This is a genomic window from Streptomyces sp. NPDC050703 (genome assembly GCF_040654435.1).
Lineage (GTDB): Bacteria > Actinomycetota > Actinomycetes > Streptomycetales > Streptomycetaceae > Streptomyces.
Genome location: NZ_JBFAHX010000069.1, coordinates 1 through 16,714 on the forward strand (window position 1 = coordinate 1; position 16,714 = coordinate 16,714).

General features: G+C 68.9%; 18 protein-coding genes. All 18 read left to right on the plus strand.

The window, feature by feature from the left end:
• Positions 1-285 precede the first annotated feature (285 nt).
• The gene (locus AB0I16_RS34375; RefSeq protein ID WP_363253606.1) at positions 286-1,398 is read left to right on the plus strand and encodes an LCP family protein; all 1,113 of its coding nucleotides are present in this window, start codon (positions 286-288) and stop codon (positions 1,396-1,398) included.
• 130 nt (positions 1,399-1,528) lie between these two features.
• Positions 1,529-1,753, plus strand: coding sequence for a 50S ribosomal protein L31 (gene rpmE / locus AB0I16_RS34380; RefSeq protein WP_363253607.1), 225 nt, complete (start codon positions 1,529-1,531; stop codon positions 1,751-1,753).
• Between the two features lie 125 nt (positions 1,754-1,878).
• Positions 1,879-2,955 carry a peptide chain release factor 1 gene (prfA, locus tag AB0I16_RS34385; protein ID WP_363253608.1) on the plus strand — a complete coding sequence of 359 codons (1,077 nt, stop codon included), beginning with the start codon at positions 1,879-1,881 and terminating at the stop codon, positions 2,953-2,955.
• Positions 2,956-2,992: 37 nt separating this feature from the next.
• Positions 2,993-3,838 carry a peptide chain release factor N(5)-glutamine methyltransferase gene (prmC, locus tag AB0I16_RS34390; protein WP_363253609.1) on the plus strand — a complete coding sequence of 282 codons (846 nt, stop codon included), beginning with the start codon at positions 2,993-2,995 and terminating at the stop codon, positions 3,836-3,838.
• A gap of 56 nt (positions 3,839-3,894) precedes the next feature.
• Positions 3,895-4,542 carry an L-threonylcarbamoyladenylate synthase gene (locus AB0I16_RS34395; RefSeq protein ID WP_363253610.1) on the plus strand — a complete coding sequence of 216 codons (648 nt, stop codon included), beginning with the start codon at positions 3,895-3,897 and terminating at the stop codon, positions 4,540-4,542.
• Complete coding sequence (locus tag AB0I16_RS34400) at positions 4,539-5,192, plus strand: protein-tyrosine-phosphatase (protein ID WP_062774034.1); 654 nt, start codon at positions 4,539-4,541, stop codon at positions 5,190-5,192. Before AB0I16_RS34395 ends, AB0I16_RS34400 begins: the two co-directional genes overlap by 4 nt.
• A gap of 49 nt (positions 5,193-5,241) precedes the next feature.
• Complete coding sequence (glyA, locus tag AB0I16_RS34405) at positions 5,242-6,504, plus strand: serine hydroxymethyltransferase (protein ID WP_363253611.1); 1,263 nt, start codon at positions 5,242-5,244, stop codon at positions 6,502-6,504.
• A 130-nt stretch (positions 6,505-6,634) separates the two neighbouring features.
• Entirely contained in the window at positions 6,635-7,975 is a 1,341-nt protein-coding gene (locus tag AB0I16_RS34410; RefSeq protein ID WP_363253612.1) for an MraY family glycosyltransferase, read from the plus strand.
• A gap of 262 nt (positions 7,976-8,237) precedes the next feature.
• Complete coding sequence (locus tag AB0I16_RS34415; RefSeq protein ID WP_363253613.1) at positions 8,238-8,687, plus strand: hypothetical protein; 450 nt, start codon at positions 8,238-8,240, stop codon at positions 8,685-8,687.
• A 276-nt stretch (positions 8,688-8,963) separates the two neighbouring features.
• Complete coding sequence (atpB, locus tag AB0I16_RS34420) at positions 8,964-9,734, plus strand: F0F1 ATP synthase subunit A (RefSeq protein WP_363253614.1); 771 nt, start codon at positions 8,964-8,966, stop codon at positions 9,732-9,734.
• A 70-nt stretch (positions 9,735-9,804) separates the two neighbouring features.
• A complete protein-coding gene (gene atpE, locus AB0I16_RS34425; RefSeq protein ID WP_016643250.1) occupies positions 9,805-10,050 on the plus strand; it encodes an ATP synthase F0 subunit C in 246 nt (81 codons plus the stop codon).
• Between the two features lie 41 nt (positions 10,051-10,091).
• Positions 10,092-10,640: a F0F1 ATP synthase subunit B gene (locus tag AB0I16_RS34430; protein ID WP_363253615.1), complete on the plus strand. Its 549-nt coding sequence runs from the start codon at positions 10,092-10,094 to the stop codon at positions 10,638-10,640.
• The gene (locus tag AB0I16_RS34435; protein ID WP_363253617.1) at positions 10,637-11,461 is read left to right on the plus strand and encodes a F0F1 ATP synthase subunit delta; all 825 of its coding nucleotides are present in this window, start codon (positions 10,637-10,639) and stop codon (positions 11,459-11,461) included. The genes AB0I16_RS34430 and AB0I16_RS34435 overlap by 4 nt, the downstream gene beginning before the upstream one ends.
• Before the next feature lie 114 nt (positions 11,462-11,575).
• Positions 11,576-13,165, plus strand: a complete 1,590-nt coding sequence (gene atpA / locus AB0I16_RS34440; protein ID WP_062774046.1) for a F0F1 ATP synthase subunit alpha — start codon at positions 11,576-11,578, stop codon at positions 13,163-13,165.
• 21 nt (positions 13,166-13,186) lie between these two features.
• On the plus strand, positions 13,187-14,104 hold the full coding sequence (locus AB0I16_RS34445) for a F0F1 ATP synthase subunit gamma (RefSeq protein ID WP_363253618.1): 918 nt from the start codon (positions 13,187-13,189) through the stop codon (positions 14,102-14,104).
• On the plus strand, positions 14,105-15,556 hold the full coding sequence (atpD, locus tag AB0I16_RS34450) for a F0F1 ATP synthase subunit beta (protein WP_363253619.1): 1,452 nt from the start codon (positions 14,105-14,107) through the stop codon (positions 15,554-15,556).
• A gap of 130 nt (positions 15,557-15,686) precedes the next feature.
• Positions 15,687-16,061 (plus strand): F0F1 ATP synthase subunit epsilon, encoded by a 375-nt coding sequence (locus AB0I16_RS34455; RefSeq protein WP_363253620.1) that lies wholly within the window; start codon positions 15,687-15,689, stop codon positions 16,059-16,061.
• A 126-nt stretch (positions 16,062-16,187) separates the two neighbouring features.
• Complete coding sequence (locus tag AB0I16_RS34460; RefSeq protein ID WP_363253621.1) at positions 16,188-16,637, plus strand: DUF2550 domain-containing protein; 450 nt, start codon at positions 16,188-16,190, stop codon at positions 16,635-16,637.
• Positions 16,638-16,714: the final 77 nt, after the last annotated feature.

Sequence of the window (16,714 nt, forward strand, 5' to 3'; positions counted from 1 at the left end):
GCCGCTCCCGTCAGCTGACGGGAGCGGCCCCTTCCGTATGCCATGACCTTGGCCACATGACCAGCCCTTTCGTCCGGTCACGGGCAGTAGCGCCGCTGCCGGAGAAAGCCCAGGTGAGAGGGGGAAAAGGCAAGGCTGTCGGCACTCTGCGTGAGGATCGGGCGCCGGGGAGCACACAGGGTGGCGTGCAACCCTTTCTGCGGCTCTCACGTCTGACAAGTGACGGAAAGCCACGCCTGAACCCTGAAAGCAGGGGGTCGCCGACCGACGAGGACTGAGGGGCGCATGACCGACGAGAGCAGGACCGCCGACGCGCCGAGGCGCGGCAAGCGCGGACGCCGCCGCAAGCCGCCCAGCCGGCGCAAGAAGGCGCTCGTCGGCACGGCGTGGACCGCCGCGGGCGTGGTCGTCCTCGGGGGCGCCGGTCTCGGCTTCGTGTACGTCAAGCTCAACGGCAACATCAAGGGCGTCGACATCAACGCCGCGCTCGGCACCAACCGGCCGGCGGACATCGACAACGGCTCCCAGGACATCCTCGTCCTCGGCTCCGACTCGCGCTCGGGCGACAACGCCAAGTACGGCAAGGACGAGGGCGCGGCCCGCTCGGACACCGCGATGATCGTGCACGTCTACAAGGGCCACAAGAAGGCCGGCGTCGTCTCGATACCCCGCGACACCCTGATATCCAGGCCGGACTGCACGACCGACGACGGCGAGGACGCCCCGGGCGCCGAGCGGCAGATGTTCAACACCGCCTACGAGGTGGGCGGCCCCGCCTGCGCCGTCAAGACGGTCGAGAAGATGTCCGGCATCCGGATGGACCACTACATCGAGGTCGACTTCTCGGGCTTCAAGAAGCTCATCGACACGCTCGGCGGCGTCGACATCACCACCAAGAAGGCGATACGGGACAAGGACAGCCACCTGGACCTGGACGCCGGCACGCACCGGCTCACCGGTGAGCAGGCGCTCGGCCTCGTCCGCACCCGGCACGGCGTCGGCGACGGCAGTGACCTGGGCCGCATCCAGCTCCAGCAGGCGTTCATCAAGGCCCTGCTCGACCAGGTCAAGGACGTCGGGGTCTTCGGCAACCCCAAGAAGCTGTTCGACCTCGCGAACGACGCGACCAGCGCCATCACCACCGACTCCGACCTGAACGACGTCAAGAGCCTCGCGGGCTTCGCGGGCGGCCTCAAGGGCATCGGCGCGGACGACATGAAGATGGTCACGATGCCCATCCGGTACGACCCGGCGGACCCCAACCGCGTCCTGCCCCTGGAAGAGGCCGACCAGCAGGTCTGGGACGCCCTCAAGGCCGACAAGGCCATCCCGAGGTCCGCCACGGAGAAGTCCGCGGGCGACAAGGGCGACGTGGGCGACGTGGTCAGCAGCGAGTAGAGGAATAGATCGGCCCCCACCCCCGTTTTGGGAGATACGGCCTGTCCTGGCAGACTGGTACGTCGGCCCCGGTTCACGTACGAGCAATCCGCGCGTACGACCCGGCGCCCTCCCGAAACTAGGAGACACCTTGAAGCGCGACATCCACCCCGAGTACGTCGAGACGCAGGTCAGCTGCACCTGTGGCGCGTCGTTCACCACCCGCAGCACGATCCCCAGCGGCACCGTCCGTGCCGAGGTCTGCTCCGAGTGCCACCCGTTCTACACGGGCAAGCAGAAGATCCTCGACACCGGTGGCCGTGTGGCCCGCTTCGAGGCCCGCTTCGGCAAGGCTGCCGGCTCCGCCAAGAAGTAGCGAGCCACTGCGCCGGTCATCGGCCGCTCCCGCGAGGGGGTGGCCGGGACCGGCGCTTTTGCCGTCCCGCAGCCAAGTCGCAGCCAACTCGCGTGAAACCCCGCGGAGAAAACCAGGAGCCCCCGATGTTCGAGGCGGTCGAGGAACTGATCGGTGAACACGCCGATCTGGAGAAGAAGCTCGCCGACCCTTCGGTCCACGCGGACCAGGCCAACGCGCGCAAGCTCAACAAGCGCTACGCCGAGCTGACGCCGATCGTCGCGACGTACCGCTCCTGGAAGCAGACCGGCGAGGACATCGAGACGGCCCGCGAGCTGGGTGCCGACGACCCGGAGTTCGCCGCCGAGGTCAAGGACCTGGAGCGGCAGCGCGAGGAGATCACCGAGAAGCTGCGGCTGCTGCTCGTGCCCCGGGACCCGTCCGACGACAAGGACGTCATCCTGGAGGTCAAGGCGGGCGCGGGCGGCGACGAGTCGGCCCTCTTCGCGGGCGACCTGCTCCGCATGTACCTGCGGTACGCCGAGCGCGTCGGCTGGAAGACCGAGATCATCGACGCCACCGAGTCCGAGCTGGGCGGCTACAAGGACGTCCAGGTCGCCGTGAAGACCAAGGGCGGCCAGGGCGCCACGGAGCCCGGACAGGGCGTCTGGGCGCGTCTGAAGTACGAGGGCGGCGTGCACCGCGTGCAGCGTGTGCCGTCCACCGAGTCCCAGGGGCGCATCCACACCTCCGCGGCCGGTGTCCTGGTGACGCCCGAGGCCGAGGAGATCGACGTCGAGATCCACGCCAACGACCTGCGCATCGACGTCTACCGCTCCTCGGGACCCGGCGGCCAGTCCGTCAACACCACCGACTCCGCGGTGCGCATCACGCACATCCCCACCGGCGTCGTCGCCTCCTGCCAGAACGAGAAGAGCCAGCTCCAGAACAAGGAGCAGGCCATGCGCATCCTGCGCTCCCGGCTCCTGGCCGCCGCGCAGGAGGAGGCGGAGAGCAAGGCCGCCGACGCGCGCCGCAGCCAGGTCCGCACGGTCGACCGCTCCGAGAAGATCCGGACGTACAACTTCCCGGAGAACCGCATCTCGGACCACCGCGTGGGCTTCAAGGCGTACAACTTGGACCAGGTGCTCGACGGCGACCTCGACGCGGTCATCCAGGCCTGCGTGGACGCGGACTCCGCGGCCAAGCTCGCGGCAGCCTGACGCCCCCATCCCTCGTAGACGCCCCCGGAGGACCAGCGTGAACCTGCTGCTCGCGGAAGTGGCCCAGGCCACCCAGCGGCTGGCCGACGCCGGCGTGCCCTCGCCGCGCAACGACGCCGAGGAGCTCGCCGCGTTCGTGCACGGTGTGAAGCGGGGCGAGCTGCACTCCGTCAAGGACGCCGACTTCGACGCCCGCTACTGGGAGACGATCGCGCGCCGCGAGGCCCGCGAGCCGCTCCAGCACATCACCGGACGTGCCTACTTCCGGTACCTGGAGCTCCAGGTCGGCCCCGGCGTCTTCGTGCCGCGCCCGGAGACCGAGTCGGTCGTGGGCTGGGCGATAGACGCGGTCCGCGCCATGGACGTCGTCGAACCGCTCATCGTCGACCTGTGCACGGGCTCCGGCGCCATCGCGCTCGCCCTCGCCCAGGAGGTGCCGCGCTCCCGCGTGCACGCCGTGGAGCTGTCCGAGGACGCCCTGAAGTGGACGCGGCGGAACGTCGAGGGGTCCCGGGTCAAGCTGTCCCAGGGCGACGCCCGCGACGCGTTCCCCGAGCTGGACGGCCAGGTCGACCTGGTGATCTCCAACCCGCCGTACATCCCGCTCACCGAGTGGGAGTACGTCGCCCCCGAGGCCCGCGACTACGACCCGGACCTCGCCCTGTTCTCCGGCGAGGACGGCCTCGACCTGATCCGCGGCATCGAGCGCACCGCGCACCGGCTGCTCAGGCCCGGCGGCGTCGTGGTCATCGAGCACGCCGACACCCAGGGCGGCCAGGTCCCGTGGATCTTCACCGAGATGCGGGGCTGGGCCGACGCGGCCGACCACCCCGATCTCAACAACAGGCCGCGCTTCGCGACCGCCCGCAAGGCGATGCCGTGAGGACCGCGGCGACCGTGACGACCAAGAAGCAGTACGTGTACGAGGAGGCCCGCTAGATGGCACGGCGATACGACACCAACGACGCGACCGACCGCACGACGGGTCTGCGCGAGGCCGCGTCCGCCGTCCGCCGCGGGGAGCTGGTCGTGCTGCCCACCGACACCGTCTACGGCATCGGTGCCGACGCCTTCAGCCCGGAGGCGTGCGCCGACCTGCTCGACGCCAAGGGCCGCGGCCGCAACATGCCGACCCCTGTCCTCATCGGCTCGCCGAACACCCTGCACGGCCTCGTCACCGACTTCTCCGAGATGGCGTGGGAGCTGGTCGACGCCTTCTGGCCCGGCGCGCTGACCCTCGTCGCCAAGCAGCAGCCGTCCCTCCAGTGGGACCTCGGCGACACCCGCGGCACCGTCGCCATCCGCATGCCGCTGCATCCCGTGGCCATCGAGCTGCTCACCGAGTTCGGCCCCATGGCCGTCTCCTCCGCCAACCTCACCGGACACCCCGCCCCCGAGGACTGCGACGCCGCGCAGGACATGCTGGGCGACTCCGTCTCGGTGTACCTGGACGGCGGCCCGACCCCCGGCAACGTCCCCTCGTCCATCGTCGACGTCACGGGCCGCGTGCCCGTCCTGCTCCGTGCGGGCGCCCTCGACGCGGACGAGCTGCGCAAGGTGGTACCCGACCTTGAGGTGGCGAATTGACAGCCCCTGAGACGGGGCGTGGCATAGCGGGATTCCCGGGCTCTGCGGGCGCCTTCCGCATCCTCCACGTCAGCACAGGCAACGTGTGCCGTTCGCCGATCACCGAGCGGCTGACCCGGCATGCCCTGGCCGACCGCCTCGGTGATCCGCTCACCGGCGGCCTGATCGTGGAGAGCGCGGGCACCTGGGGCCACGAGGGCGCCCCCATGGAGACCAACGCCGAGACGGTCCTCGCCGACTTCGGCGCGGACGCCAGCGGCTTCATGGGGCGCGAGCTCCTCGACGACCACGTCATCCGCGCCGACCTGGTCCTGACCGCCACCCGCGACCACCGGGCGCAGGTCATCTCCATGGGCCATTCGGCGGGCCTGCGCACCTTCACCCTGAAGGAGTTCACGCGGCTCGTGCGGGCCATAGACCCCACGACACTGCCGGAGCCCGACGGCAACGGCGTGGTGGAGCGTGCGCGCGCCCTGGTGCGCGCCGCCGCCGCGCTGCGCGGCTGGCTCCTCGCGCCGAGCGTCGAGGCCGACGAGGTGTACGACCCCTACGGAGCGCCCCTGCCGTTCTTCCGTTCGGTGGGCGACGAGATCAACCAGGCCCTCGACCCCGTGGTGACGGCGCTGACCGGGGTGCCCGCGCACACATAGCGGCCTACATTGGATCTGAGGTCACCCCTGCCAGGCCCCGGAGCCCACGATGTCGCTCAGCACGGTCAGCACCGCACCCGCCACCGCCGGGACGTCGTACACCGATCTCGACGCGCTGCGCCGCCAGGACCCCGAGCTGGCCGACATCCTGGTGGCGGAGGCCGCCCGGCAGGCCGACGCGGTCCAGCTCGTCGCCGCCGAGAACTTCACCTCGCCCGCCGTCCTCACCGCCCTCGGCTCGCCGCTCGCCAACAAGTACGCCGAGGGCTACCCCGGCGCCCGCCACCACGGCGGCTGCGAGCTGGTGGACGTCGCCGAGCGGATCGCCGTCGACCGCGCCAAGGCCCTCTTCGGCGCCGAACACGCCAACGTGCAGGCGCACTCGGGGTCCTCCGCCGTCCTCGCCGCGTACGCCGCGCTGCTGCGCCCCGGCGACACGGTCCTCGCGATGGGACTGCCGTACGGCGGCCACCTCACGCACGGTTCGCCCGCGAACTTCTCGGGGCGGTGGTTCGACTTCGTGGGCTACGGCGTCGACGCCGAGAGCGGCCTCATCGACCTCGACGAGGTGCGCGCGCTGGCCCGCGCCCACCGCCCGAAGGCGATCGTCTGCGGCTCGATCTCGTACCCGCGCCACCTGGACCACGCGGCCTTCCGCGAGATCGCCGACGACGTCGGCGCGTACCTCATCGCCGACGCGGCGCACCCCATGGGCCTGGTCGCCGGGGGAGCGGCGCCCAGCCCCGTCCCGTACGCCGACGTGGTCTGCGCGACCACGCACAAGGTGCTGCGCGGCCCCAGAGGCGGGCTCCTGCTGTGCGGGGCGCACCTGGCCGAACGGATCGACCGGGCGGTCTTCCCGTTCACGCAGGGCGGCGCCCAGATGCACACGATCGCCGCCAAGGCGGTCGCGTTCGGTGAGGCGTCGGCACCGGCCTTCACCACGTACGCGCACCAGGTCGTCGCCAATGCCCGGGCGCTGGCCGACGGCCTGGCCGCCGAGGGGTTCACGATCGCCACCGGCGGTACGGACACCCATCTCATCCTCGCCGACCCCGCGCCGCTGGGAGCGGGCGCGCGGGAGGCCCGCGGCAGGCTCGCCGCGGCCGGGATCATCCTCGACACCTGCGTGCTGCCGGACGGCGACACCCGTGGCCTGCGGCTGGGCACCGCCGCGGTCACCACGCAGGGCATGGCGGTCCCGGAGATGGTGCGGCTCGCGGGTCTGCTGGCCTCGGCGGTCCGCGAGAGGCCCGGAGTACGGGAAGAGGTGCGTGAACTGGTGGGACGATTTCCGCCGTATCCGGTGTAGGACGGGGTAGGCGCGTCGGGGACGTGCGCGTGGTCGTGCAACCATCGTCGCTACCCGTAAGTCCCCAACCGTATGCGCGCGAAGCTAGGGTGTGGGGCTGAGATGGCCAGCGATACCTGTGGGGAAGCCCGTGCGTGAATATCTCCTGACGCTCTGCATCACGGCCGCGGTGACCTACCTGCTGACCGGGCCGGTGCGGAAGTTCGCGATCGTGGCCGGCGCCATGCCGGAGATCCGCGCCCGCGACGTGCACAGGGAGCCCACGCCCCGGCTCGGTGGCATCGCGATGTTCTTCGGTCTCTGCGCGGGCCTCCTGGTCGCCGACCACCTGCCGAACCTCAACGCCGTCTTCGAGAACTCCAACGAACCGCGCGCGCTGCTCTCCGGAGCGGCGCTGATCTGGCTGATCGGCGTCCTGGACGACAAGTTCGAGATCGACGCCCTGATCAAGCTCGGCGGCCAGATGATCGCCGCGGGCGTCATGGTCATGCAGGGCCTGACGATCCTGTGGATTCCGGTCCCCGGCGTCGGCACGGTCTCGCTCACCTCGGGCCAGGGCACCCTCCTGACGGTGGCGCTCGTCGTCATCACCATCAACGCCGTCAACTTCGTCGACGGCCTCGACGGGCTCGCCGCGGGCATGGTCTGCATCGCCTCCGCGGCGTCCTTCATGTACGCCTACCGGATCTGGTACGGCTACGGCATCGAGGCCGCGGCGCCCGCCACGCTCTTCGCCGCCATTCTCATGGGCATGTGCCTGGGCTTCCTGCCGCACAACATGCACCCTGCCAGGATCTTCATGGGCGACTCCGGGTCGATGCTGATCGGCCTGATCCTCGCGGCCGGCGCGATCTCCGTCACCGGGCAGGTGGACCCGGCGGCGATGAAGCTGAACTTCGGCACGGGCCGCGACGCCACCCACGCGATGCTGCCGGTCTTCATTCCGCTCCTGATGCCGCTGACGATCATCGCGATCCCCTTCGCGGACCTGGTCCTCGCCATCGTCAGGCGCACGTGGAACGGCAAGTCGCCGTTCGCCGCCGACCGAGGCCACCTGCACCACCGGCTCCTGGAGATCGGCCACTCGCACAGCCGCGCGGTCCTGATCATGTACTTCTGGTCGGCGCTCATCGCCTTCGGCACCGTCGCGTACTCGGTGCACTCCACGAGCGTGTGGATCCTCTTCGTCATCGTGGCGCTGAGCGCGCTCGGCCTGGTGCTGCTCCTGCTGCCGCGCTTCACCCCGCGCATCCCGCGGTGGGCCGAGGCGTTCGTGCCGCCGCGCTACCGCCGCCGTCGCGGTGCCGACGCACGGGGTGCCGCGGACGTGACGTACGGGACGGGTGAGCCGGAACGGAGCGCGAGTGACGCGGAAGTGAAATCTCCGGTCGGCGCGGGCGTCAACGGAGCGACCGCCGCGGGTGCCCGCTCGCGGCTCCAGGAACGGGGAGAGGCACCGTCGTCGCGTTGACGGGCGACGGCAAACCGCCGCATTACCAGACAAGACGCCCCCGCGTCATGCACAACCGCGCGGATTACTTCTCATGTGTGACGGCGAGCACACCAAGCAGGTAAAGACCTCATCAAATAGTTTGTGATACCGTTCACGAAAGCCCGGGATAGAGCCGAAGGACCGTAGTGCGACGGTCCATCCGGCCCGAGGGTCTTCTCGATCCGGGTCTACGCTCGTCCATGACGACACCCTGCCCCCATCAGTAAGCGGAGCTGCCGCCATGCCGTCTCAAGACACCCGAAATCTCCTTCAGTCCGCTGTGCCCACAGCTGCCGTCGGCGCGATCGTCGCCGTCGTCAGTGGTGTGGTCGCGGGCGGCAAGGGGGCCATCGGGGCCGTCGTCGGCACAGCGGTCGTGATCGCCTTCATGGGTCTGGGCCTGTACGTCCTGCAGCGGACGGCGAAATCGCTTCCGCAGCTCTTCCAGGCGATGGGCATGATGCTCTACGTCGCCCAGCTGTTGCTGCTTCTCATCTTCATGGGCCTGTTCAAGGACACCACGCTCTTCAACCCGAAGGCCTTCGCCGCCGCCCTCGTGGTGGCGACGATCACGTGGATGGCCGCTCAGGCCCGCGCACACATGAAGGCCAAGATCCTTTACGTCGAACCCGACTCCGAAAGCGACTCCTCGAAGAAGGACAAGCCGGAGAAGTCGGGGTCCTCGACGTGATGGGTAGGGCCGGGATAAATAGCCGTTCGAGATCCTGCTATCGTCCGGTGCCAACTGCGGCACTGCCGGCGCGGGCATCTGAGCTGACGCCTGCACGATCGCGAGGCTCGATGCCTGGATGCCGCTCACACTTCCGAAACACCAGTCCGGTGCCGAAACGCGGCTGCGCGCCGCGCCGACACGACAACGAGGTTGCCGTACCTATGCGTCACGCCGAAGGAGCCCGCGGTGAGTGCTGACCAAACTGAGCTCGCCTTTGACTGGAGCTGTCGGATCATGTCCGACAACGGCTGTGGCTTCCCGGCTCCGGGCCTGCACTCGTTCCTCTTCAAGCCGATGTTCACCGTCGGCGGGGTCGAGTTCAACAAGGTGATGATGCTCGCCCTGTTGACCACGCTCGTCGTCGTCACCTTCTTCTACCTCGCCTTCGGCAAGGCGAAGGTGATTCCGGGCAAGCTCCAGATGATGGGCGAGGCGGGCTACGACTTCGTACGCCGCGGCATCGTCTACGAGACCCTCGGCAAGAAGGACGGCGAGAAGTACGTCCCCTTCATGGTCTCGCTGTTCTTCTTCATCTGGATCATGAACATCTGGTCCGTGATCCCGCTCACCCAGTTCCCGGTGTCCTCGATCATCGCCTACCCGGCGGTCCTCGCGGCCATCGTCTACCTGATCTGGGTCCCGCTCACCTTCAAGAAGCACGGCTTCGTGGGCGGCTGGAAGAACGTCACGGGTTACGACAACTCCCTCGGCCCGATCAAGTGGCTGGTGTCGTTCATCGAGTTCTTCTCGAACCTCCTGGTGCGCCCCTTCACGCACGCGGTGCGACTCTTCGCCAACATGTTCGCCGGTCACCTGATGCTGGTGATGTTCACCGTCGCCTCCTGGTACCTGCTGAACAGCTGGCTGATCCCGGCGGCCGGTGTCTCCTTCGTGATGACCATCGGCATGATCCTCTTCGAGCTTTTCGTGCAGGCCGTCCAGGCGTACGTCTTCGTGCTCCTCGCCTGCTCGTACATCCAGGGCGCTCTCGCCAAGCACCACTGAGCCCCTCACATACCCCTAAGCGCCCGGTGGCCAACCCCCACCGGTCCATGAAAGAGAAGGAAGTAACGGCATGTCCGCGACTCTCGAGCTCGCCGCCCTCCAGGGTGACATCAAGGCCCTCGGCTCCATCGGCTACGGCCTCGCGGCCATCGGCCCCGGCATCGGTGTTGGCATCGTCTTCGGTAAGGGCACCGAGGCTCTCGCCCGTCAGCCCGAAGCTGCCGGCCTGATCCGTGCCAACCAGATCCTCGGTTTCGCCTTCTGTGAGGCGCTCGCCCTCATCGGCATCGTCATGCCGTTCGTCTACGGCTCCTGATCGCCCGAGACGATTAGTCCCGTTCGACGAAAGGCAATGATGTGATCGCCAACCTGGTTCAGCTGGCGGCCGAGGAAGAGCAGAACCCGCTCATCCCGCCGGGTCCCGAGCTGCTCGTCGGCGCCATCGCCTTCGCCATCGTCTTCTTCTTCTTCTGGAAGAAGCTCCTCCCGAACATCAACAAGGTTCTGGAAGAGCGCCGGGAGGCGATCGAAGGCGGTATCGAGAAGGCCGAGGCCGCTCAGACCGAGGCTCAGAGCGTTCTTGAGCAGTACAAGGCTCAGCTCGCCGAGGCCCGGCACGAGGCCGCGCGTCTGCGCCAGGAGGCGCAGGAGCAGGGCGCCCAGCTCATCGCCGAGATGCGGGCCGAGGGCCAGCGTCAGCGCGAGGAGATCGTCGCCGCCGGTCACGCGCAGATCGAGGCCGACCGCAAGGCCGCCGCGCAGTCGCTGCGTCAGGACGTGGGCCAGCTGGCCACCGACCTGGCCGGCAAGCTCGTCGGTGAGTCCCTGGAGGACCACGCCCGCCAGAGCCGCACCATCGACCGCTTCCTCGACGAGCTCGAGGAGAAGGCCGAGGCGGCTCGATGACAGCGCACGGAGCTAGCCGCGAGGCCCTGGCCGCCGCGCGCGAGCGCCTCGACGCGCTGACGGACAACACCGCGGTCGACGCCACGCGTCTCGCGGACGAGCTGGCCGCGGTGACCGCGCTGCTCGGCCGTGAGGTCTCGCTGCGTCGGGTCCTGACCGACCCGGCGCAGTCCGGTGAGGCCAAGGCCGACCTGGCGGGACGCCTGCTCGGCGGACAGGTGGGCGGCGAGACCGCAGACCTGGTGGCCGGCATGGTCCGCTCGCGCTGGTCGCAGTCGCGTGACCTGGTGGACGCCACCGAGGAGCTCGCGAACCTCGCCGACCTGACCGGTGCGCAGAAGGCCGGCGTGCTGGACGACGTCGAGGACGAACTCTTCCGGTTCAGCCGGATCGTGGCGTCGAGCACCGAGCTGCGGTCGGCGCTGACGGACCGCGCGGCCTCCGGTACGGCCAAGAGCGAGCTGCTGCGCAGCCTGCTCGGCGGTCGCGCCAAGGCCGTGACGGAGCGGCTCGTCGTGCGCCTCGTGACCGCGCCGCGTGGACGTAGCCTGGAGGAGGGACTCGAATCCCTCTCCAAGCTGGCCGCGGACCGCCGCAACCGCATGGTCGCCGTCGTCACTTCCGCCGTTCCGCTCTCGGACCAGCAGAAGCAGCGCCTCGGCGCCGTCCTGGCCAAGGTGTACGGACGCCCGATGCACCTGAACCTCGACGTGGACCCCGGGGTCCTCGGCGGGATCACGGTCCAGGTGGGCGACGAGGTCATCAACGGCAGCATCGCGGACCGCATCGAGGAAGCCGGCCGCCGCGTGGCCGGCAAGTAATCCAAAGAAGAGCATGACCTACGGCCCTAGTTGGGCCGTGCAGAGGATTCCTGGGGGCTGACCCCAGACCCCCCAAGAAAACTTCGGGCCCAACAAGGAGAGCAGGGAACCCAGATGGCGGAGCTCACGATCCGGCCGGAGGAGATCCGGGACGCGCTGGAGAACTTTGTCCAGGCGTACAAGCCGGACGCGGCCTCGCGCGAGGAGGTCGGTACGGTCACCGTCGCCGGCGACGGTATTGCCAAGGTCGAGGGTCTGCCCTCGGCGATGGCGAACGAGCTGCTGAAGTTCGAGGACGGCACCCTCGGTCTCGCGCTGAACCTGGAAGAGCGCGAGATCGGCGCCGTCGTCCTCGGCGAGTTCAGCGGTATCGAGGAGGGCCAGCCGGTGCAGCGCACCGGTGAGGTGCTCTCCGTCGCCGTGGGCGAGGGTTACCTCGGCCGCGTCGTCGACCCGCTCGGCACCCCGATCGACGGCCTCGGCGAGATCGAGACCAGCGGACGTCGCGCCCTTGAGCTGCAGGCCCCCACGGTCATGCAGCGCAAGTCGGTGCACGAGCCGATGGAGACCGGCTACAAGGCCGTCGACGCGATGACCCCGATCGGCCGTGGCCAGCGTCAGCTGATCATCGGTGACCGCCAGACGGGCAAGACCGCCCTGGCCGTCGACACGATCATCAACCAGCGCGACAACTGGCGCTCGGGCGACGTGAACAAGCAGGTGCGCTGCATCTACGTCGCCATCGGTCAGAAGGGCTCCACCATCGCCTCCGTGCGCGGTGCCCTCGAAGAGGCCGGCGCCCTGGAGTACACGACCATCGTCGCCGCCCCGGCGTCCGACCCGGCGGGCTTCAAGTACCTCGCGCCCTACACCGGCTCGGCCATCGGCCAGCAGTGGATGTACGAGGGCAAGCACGTCCTCATCATCTTCGACGACCTCTCGAAGCAGGCCGACGCCTACCGCGCCGTGTCCCTGCTGCTCCGCCGTCCGCCGGGGCGCGAGGCCTACCCCGGTGACGTCTTCTACCTGCACTCGCGTCTACTTGAGCGCTGCGCGAAGCTCTCGGACGAGCTGGGCAAGGGCTCGATGACGGGTCTGCCGATCGTCGAGACCAAGGCGAACGACGTGTCGGCGTTCATCCCGACCAACGTCATCTCCATCACCGACGGCCAGTGCTTCCTGGAGTCGGACCTCTTCAACGCCGGTCAGCGCCCCGCGCTGAACGTCGGTATCTCCGTCTCCCGAGTCGGTGGTTCGGCGCAGCACAAGGCGATGAAGCAGGTCTCCGGCCGTCTGCGCGTGGACCTCGCCCAGTTCCGTGAGCTGGAGGCGTTCGCCGCCTTCGGTTCCGACCTGGACGCCGCGTCCAAGGCCCAGCTGGAGCGCGGCCAGCGCATGGTCGAGCTGCTCAAGCAGCCGCAGTACGAGCCGATGGCGACCGAGGACCAGGTCGTCTCCGTGTGGGCCGGTACCACCGGTCGCATGGACGACGTGCCGGTCAACGACATCCGCCGCTTCGAGCGCGAGCTCCTTGAGTACCTGCACCGCAAGGAGCAGGGCCTCATGACCTCCATCAAGGAGGGCGGCAAGATGTCGGACGACACCCTGCAGGCCGTCGGCGACGCCATCGCGGAGTTCAAGAAGCAGTTCGAGACCTCGGACGGGAAGCTTCTCGGCGAGGACGCTCCGGCCACCGCCAAGTGACGTAAGGAAGGGACCTGACTCATGGGAGCCCAGCTCCGGGTCTACAAGCGTCGCATCCGATCCGTCACCGCGACCAAGAAGATCACCAAGGCGATGGAGATGATCGCCGCCTCGCGTGTCGTCAAGGCACAGCGCAAGGTGGCGGCCTCCACGCCGTACGCGACCGAGCTCACCCGCGCGGTCACGGCGGTCGGCACTGGCTCGAACACCAAGCACCCGCTGACGACCGAGGCGGAGACGGCGACCCGTACCGCGGTTCTGCTCCTCACGAGCGACCGCGGTCTGGCCGGCGCCTTCAACTCGAACGCCATCAAGGCCGCGGAGCAGCTGACCGCGCGCCTGGAGGCCGAGGGCAAGGAGGTCGACACGTACGTCGTCGGCCGCCGCGGTCTGGCCCACTACAACTTCCGCGAGCGCAAGGTCGTGGAATCGTGGTCGGGCTTCACCGATGAGCCCACGTACGCGGATGCCAAGAAGGTCGCGGCGCCGCTGATCGAGGCGATCGAGAAGGAGACGGCGGAGGGCGGCGTGGACGAGCTCCACATCGTCTACACCGAGTTCATCTCGATGATGACGCAGACGGCCATCGACAGCCGCCTGCTACCGCTCAGCCTCGACGAGGTGGCGGAGGAGTCGTCCGGCAAGGACGAGATCCTTCCGCTGTTCGACTTCGAGCCGTCGGCGGAGGACGTCCTCGACGCCCTGCTGCCGCGCTACGTCGAGAGCCGTATCTACAACGCGATGCTCCAGTCGGCTGCCTCCAAGCACGCTGCCACGCGCCGCGCGATGAAGTCGGCGACCGACAACGCCGGGGATCTGATCAACAGCCTCTCCCGGCTTGCCAACGCGGCCCGCCAGGCCGAAATCACCCAGGAAATCAGCGAGATCGTCGGCGGCACAGCAGCGCTGGCCGACGCGACCGCGGGGAGTGACAAGTAAGTGACGACGACTACCGAGAATGCAGCGACGGCCGTTGCCACGGGCCGCGTCGCCCGGGTGATCGGCCCGGTCGTCGACGTGGAGTTCCCCGTCGACGCGATGCCGGAGATCTACAACGCCCTGCACGCCGAGGTCGACGACCCGTCGGCGGAGGGTGCGCGCAAGACGCTGACCCTTGAGGTCGCCCAGCACCTGGGTGACGGCGTGGTCCGCGCGATCTCGATGCAGCCCACCGACGGCCTGGTCCGCCAGGCGCCCGTCACCGACACCGGCACGGGCATCTCGGTGCCGGTCGGCGACGTGACCAAGGGCCGTGTGTTCAACACGCTCGGCGAGGTCCTGAACGACGACCCGACCACGGTCGCCGACGCCGAGCGCTGGACGATCCATCGCAAGGCCCCGGCGTTCGACCAGCTTGAGTCGAAGACCGAGATGTTCGAGACCGGCCTGAAGGTCGTCGACCTTCTCACCCCGTACGTCAAGGGTGGAAAGATCGGTCTGTTCGGTGGTGCCGGTGTCGGCAAGACCGTTCTGATCCAGGAAATGATCGTCCGTGTGGCCAAGCTGCACGACGGTGTCTCCGTCTTCGCCGGTGTCGGCGAGCGCACCCGTGAGGGCAACGACCTCATGGTCGAGATGGAGGAGGCCGGCGTTCTCGACAAGACCGCGCTGGTCTTCGGCCAGATGGACGAGCCGCCGGGCACGCGTCTCCGCGTCGCCCTGGCCGGTCTGACCATGGCGGAGTACTTCCGCGATGTGCAGAAGCAGGACGTGCTGTTCTTCATCGACAACATCTTCCGCTTCACGCAGGCCGGTTCCGAGGTCTCGACCCTGCTCGGCCGCATGCCCTCCGCGGTGGGCTACCAGCCGAACCTGGCCGACGAGATGGGTCTCCTCCAGGAGCGCATCACCTCGACCCGTGGTCACTCGATCACCTCGATGCAGGCGATCTACGTCCCCGCGGACGACCTGACCGACCCGGCCCCGGCGACCACGTTCGCCCACCTCGACGCGACGACGGTGCTCTCCCGTCCGATCTCCGAGAAGGGCATCTACCCGGCCGTGGACCCGCTGGACTCCACGTCCCGCATCCTGGACCCGCGCTACATCGCGCAGGACCACTACGACTGCGCCATGCGCGTCAAGGGAATCCTGCAGAAGTACAAGGACCTCCAGGACATCATCGCGATCCTCGGCATCGACGAGCTCAGCGAAGAGGACAAGCTCGTCGTGGCCCGTGCCCGTCGTGTGGAGCGCTTCCTGTCGCAGAACACCCACGCCGCCAAGCAGTTCACCGGTGTGGACGGTTCGGACGTGTCGCTCGAAGAGTCGATCGCGGCCTTCAACGCGATCTGCGACGGCGAGTACGACCACTTCCCGGAGCAGGCGTTCTTCATGTGCGGTGGTCTTGAGGACCTCAAGAAGAACGCCAAGGAGCTCGGCGTCTCCTGAGCCAAGCAGCTCTGAAGGAGAGGGGCGGGGCACCCCGCGCAGGGGCCGTGTCCCGCCCCTCTCCCCACGCCCACTAGAATTTGACCCAACACCCGGCTGAACCGCCGGGTGGTGACCCGAGGAGCCACTCTTGGCTGCTGAGCTGCATGTCGAGCTGGTCGCGGCGGACCGCAGTGTCTGGTCCGGTGAGGCCACCCTGGTCGTCGCGCGTACCACGTCCGGCGACATCGGCGTCATGCCCGGTCACCAGCCGCTGCTCGGTGTGCTGGAGTCGGGCCCGGTGACCATTCGTACGAGCGACGGCTCCACGGTCGTCGCCGCCGTCCACGGGGGATTCATCTCCTTCGCGGACGACAAGCTGTCGCTGCTGGCCGAGATCGCGGAGCTGTCCGACGAGATCGACGTCCAGCGTGCGGAGCGGGCGCTGGAGCGCGCGAAGGGGGAGGCCGACGCCTCCGCCGAGCGGCGCGCCGACGTCCGACTGCGTGCGGTGGCGGCGCGCTGACCCCAGCGCGCGGCGTAACGTGACTCAGCCGCGGCCAGGTCCGGGAACATTCCGGACCGGGTCGCGGCTGAGGCAATGCGGGTGCAATGTCGGTCCGTTTTCGTAGAGGCGAGGAGGTCGGTGCCGATGATCCTCACTCTGCTCGTGTGCGGACTTGCTGTGATCGCGCTGGTTCTGTTGGGGCTCTTCGTCTTCGGGCTGAGGCGCCGGCTGATCCAGCGCTCCGGCGGCACCTTCGACTGCTCCCTGCGCTGGGAGGCCCCCGAGAAGGGCGACACCTCCGGCAAGGGCTGGGGCTACGGAGTCGCCCGCTACAACGGTGACCGCGTCGAGTGGTACCGCGTCTTCTCCTACGCCCCCCGGCCCCGCCGCGTCCTCGAACGCTCGGCGATCGAGGTCGTCGACCGCCGCGCCCCGGACGGCGAGGAGGAGCTGGCCCTGCTCTCCGACGCCATCGTCCTCGGCTGCCTGCACCGCGGCGTCCGTCTGGAGCTGGCGATGAGCGAGGACGCGCTGACGGGTTTCCTGGCCTGGCTGGAGGCGGCACCGCCCGGGCAACGGGTCAACGTGGCGTAGCCGCGGTACTCCGTACGGCATGGAGAAGCCGGGACGGCGGGGGGCGGCCCCGTCGTCCCGGCTTCGTATCGGGGACG

What these genes read in the sequence shown, in the direction of transcription:
- AB0I16_RS34395 (WP_363253610.1), top strand. Translation starts at nt 3,895, where the DNA reads ATGGCACGGCGATACGACACCAACGACGCGACCGACCGCACGACGGGT.
- AB0I16_RS34445 (WP_363253618.1), top strand. Translation starts at nt 13,187, where the DNA reads ATGGGAGCCCAGCTCCGGGTCTACAAGCGTCGCATCCGATCCGTCACC.
- AB0I16_RS34460 (WP_363253621.1), top strand. Translation starts at nt 16,188, where the DNA reads ATGATCCTCACTCTGCTCGTGTGCGGACTTGCTGTGATCGCGCTGGTT.
- prfA (WP_363253608.1), top strand. Translation starts at nt 1,879, where the DNA reads ATGTTCGAGGCGGTCGAGGAACTGATCGGTGAACACGCCGATCTGGAG.
- atpB (WP_363253614.1), top strand. Translation starts at nt 8,964, where the DNA reads ATGTCCGACAACGGCTGTGGCTTCCCGGCTCCGGGCCTGCACTCGTTC.
- atpA (WP_062774046.1), top strand. Translation starts at nt 11,576, where the DNA reads ATGGCGGAGCTCACGATCCGGCCGGAGGAGATCCGGGACGCGCTGGAG.
- AB0I16_RS34375 (WP_363253606.1), top strand. Translation starts at nt 286, where the DNA reads ATGACCGACGAGAGCAGGACCGCCGACGCGCCGAGGCGCGGCAAGCGC.
- AB0I16_RS34415 (WP_363253613.1), top strand. Translation starts at nt 8,238, where the DNA reads ATGCCGTCTCAAGACACCCGAAATCTCCTTCAGTCCGCTGTGCCCACA.
- atpE (WP_016643250.1), top strand. Translation starts at nt 9,805, where the DNA reads ATGTCCGCGACTCTCGAGCTCGCCGCCCTCCAGGGTGACATCAAGGCC.
- glyA (WP_363253611.1), top strand. Translation starts at nt 5,242, where the DNA reads ATGTCGCTCAGCACGGTCAGCACCGCACCCGCCACCGCCGGGACGTCG.
- AB0I16_RS34435 (WP_363253617.1), top strand. Translation starts at nt 10,637, where the DNA reads ATGACAGCGCACGGAGCTAGCCGCGAGGCCCTGGCCGCCGCGCGCGAG.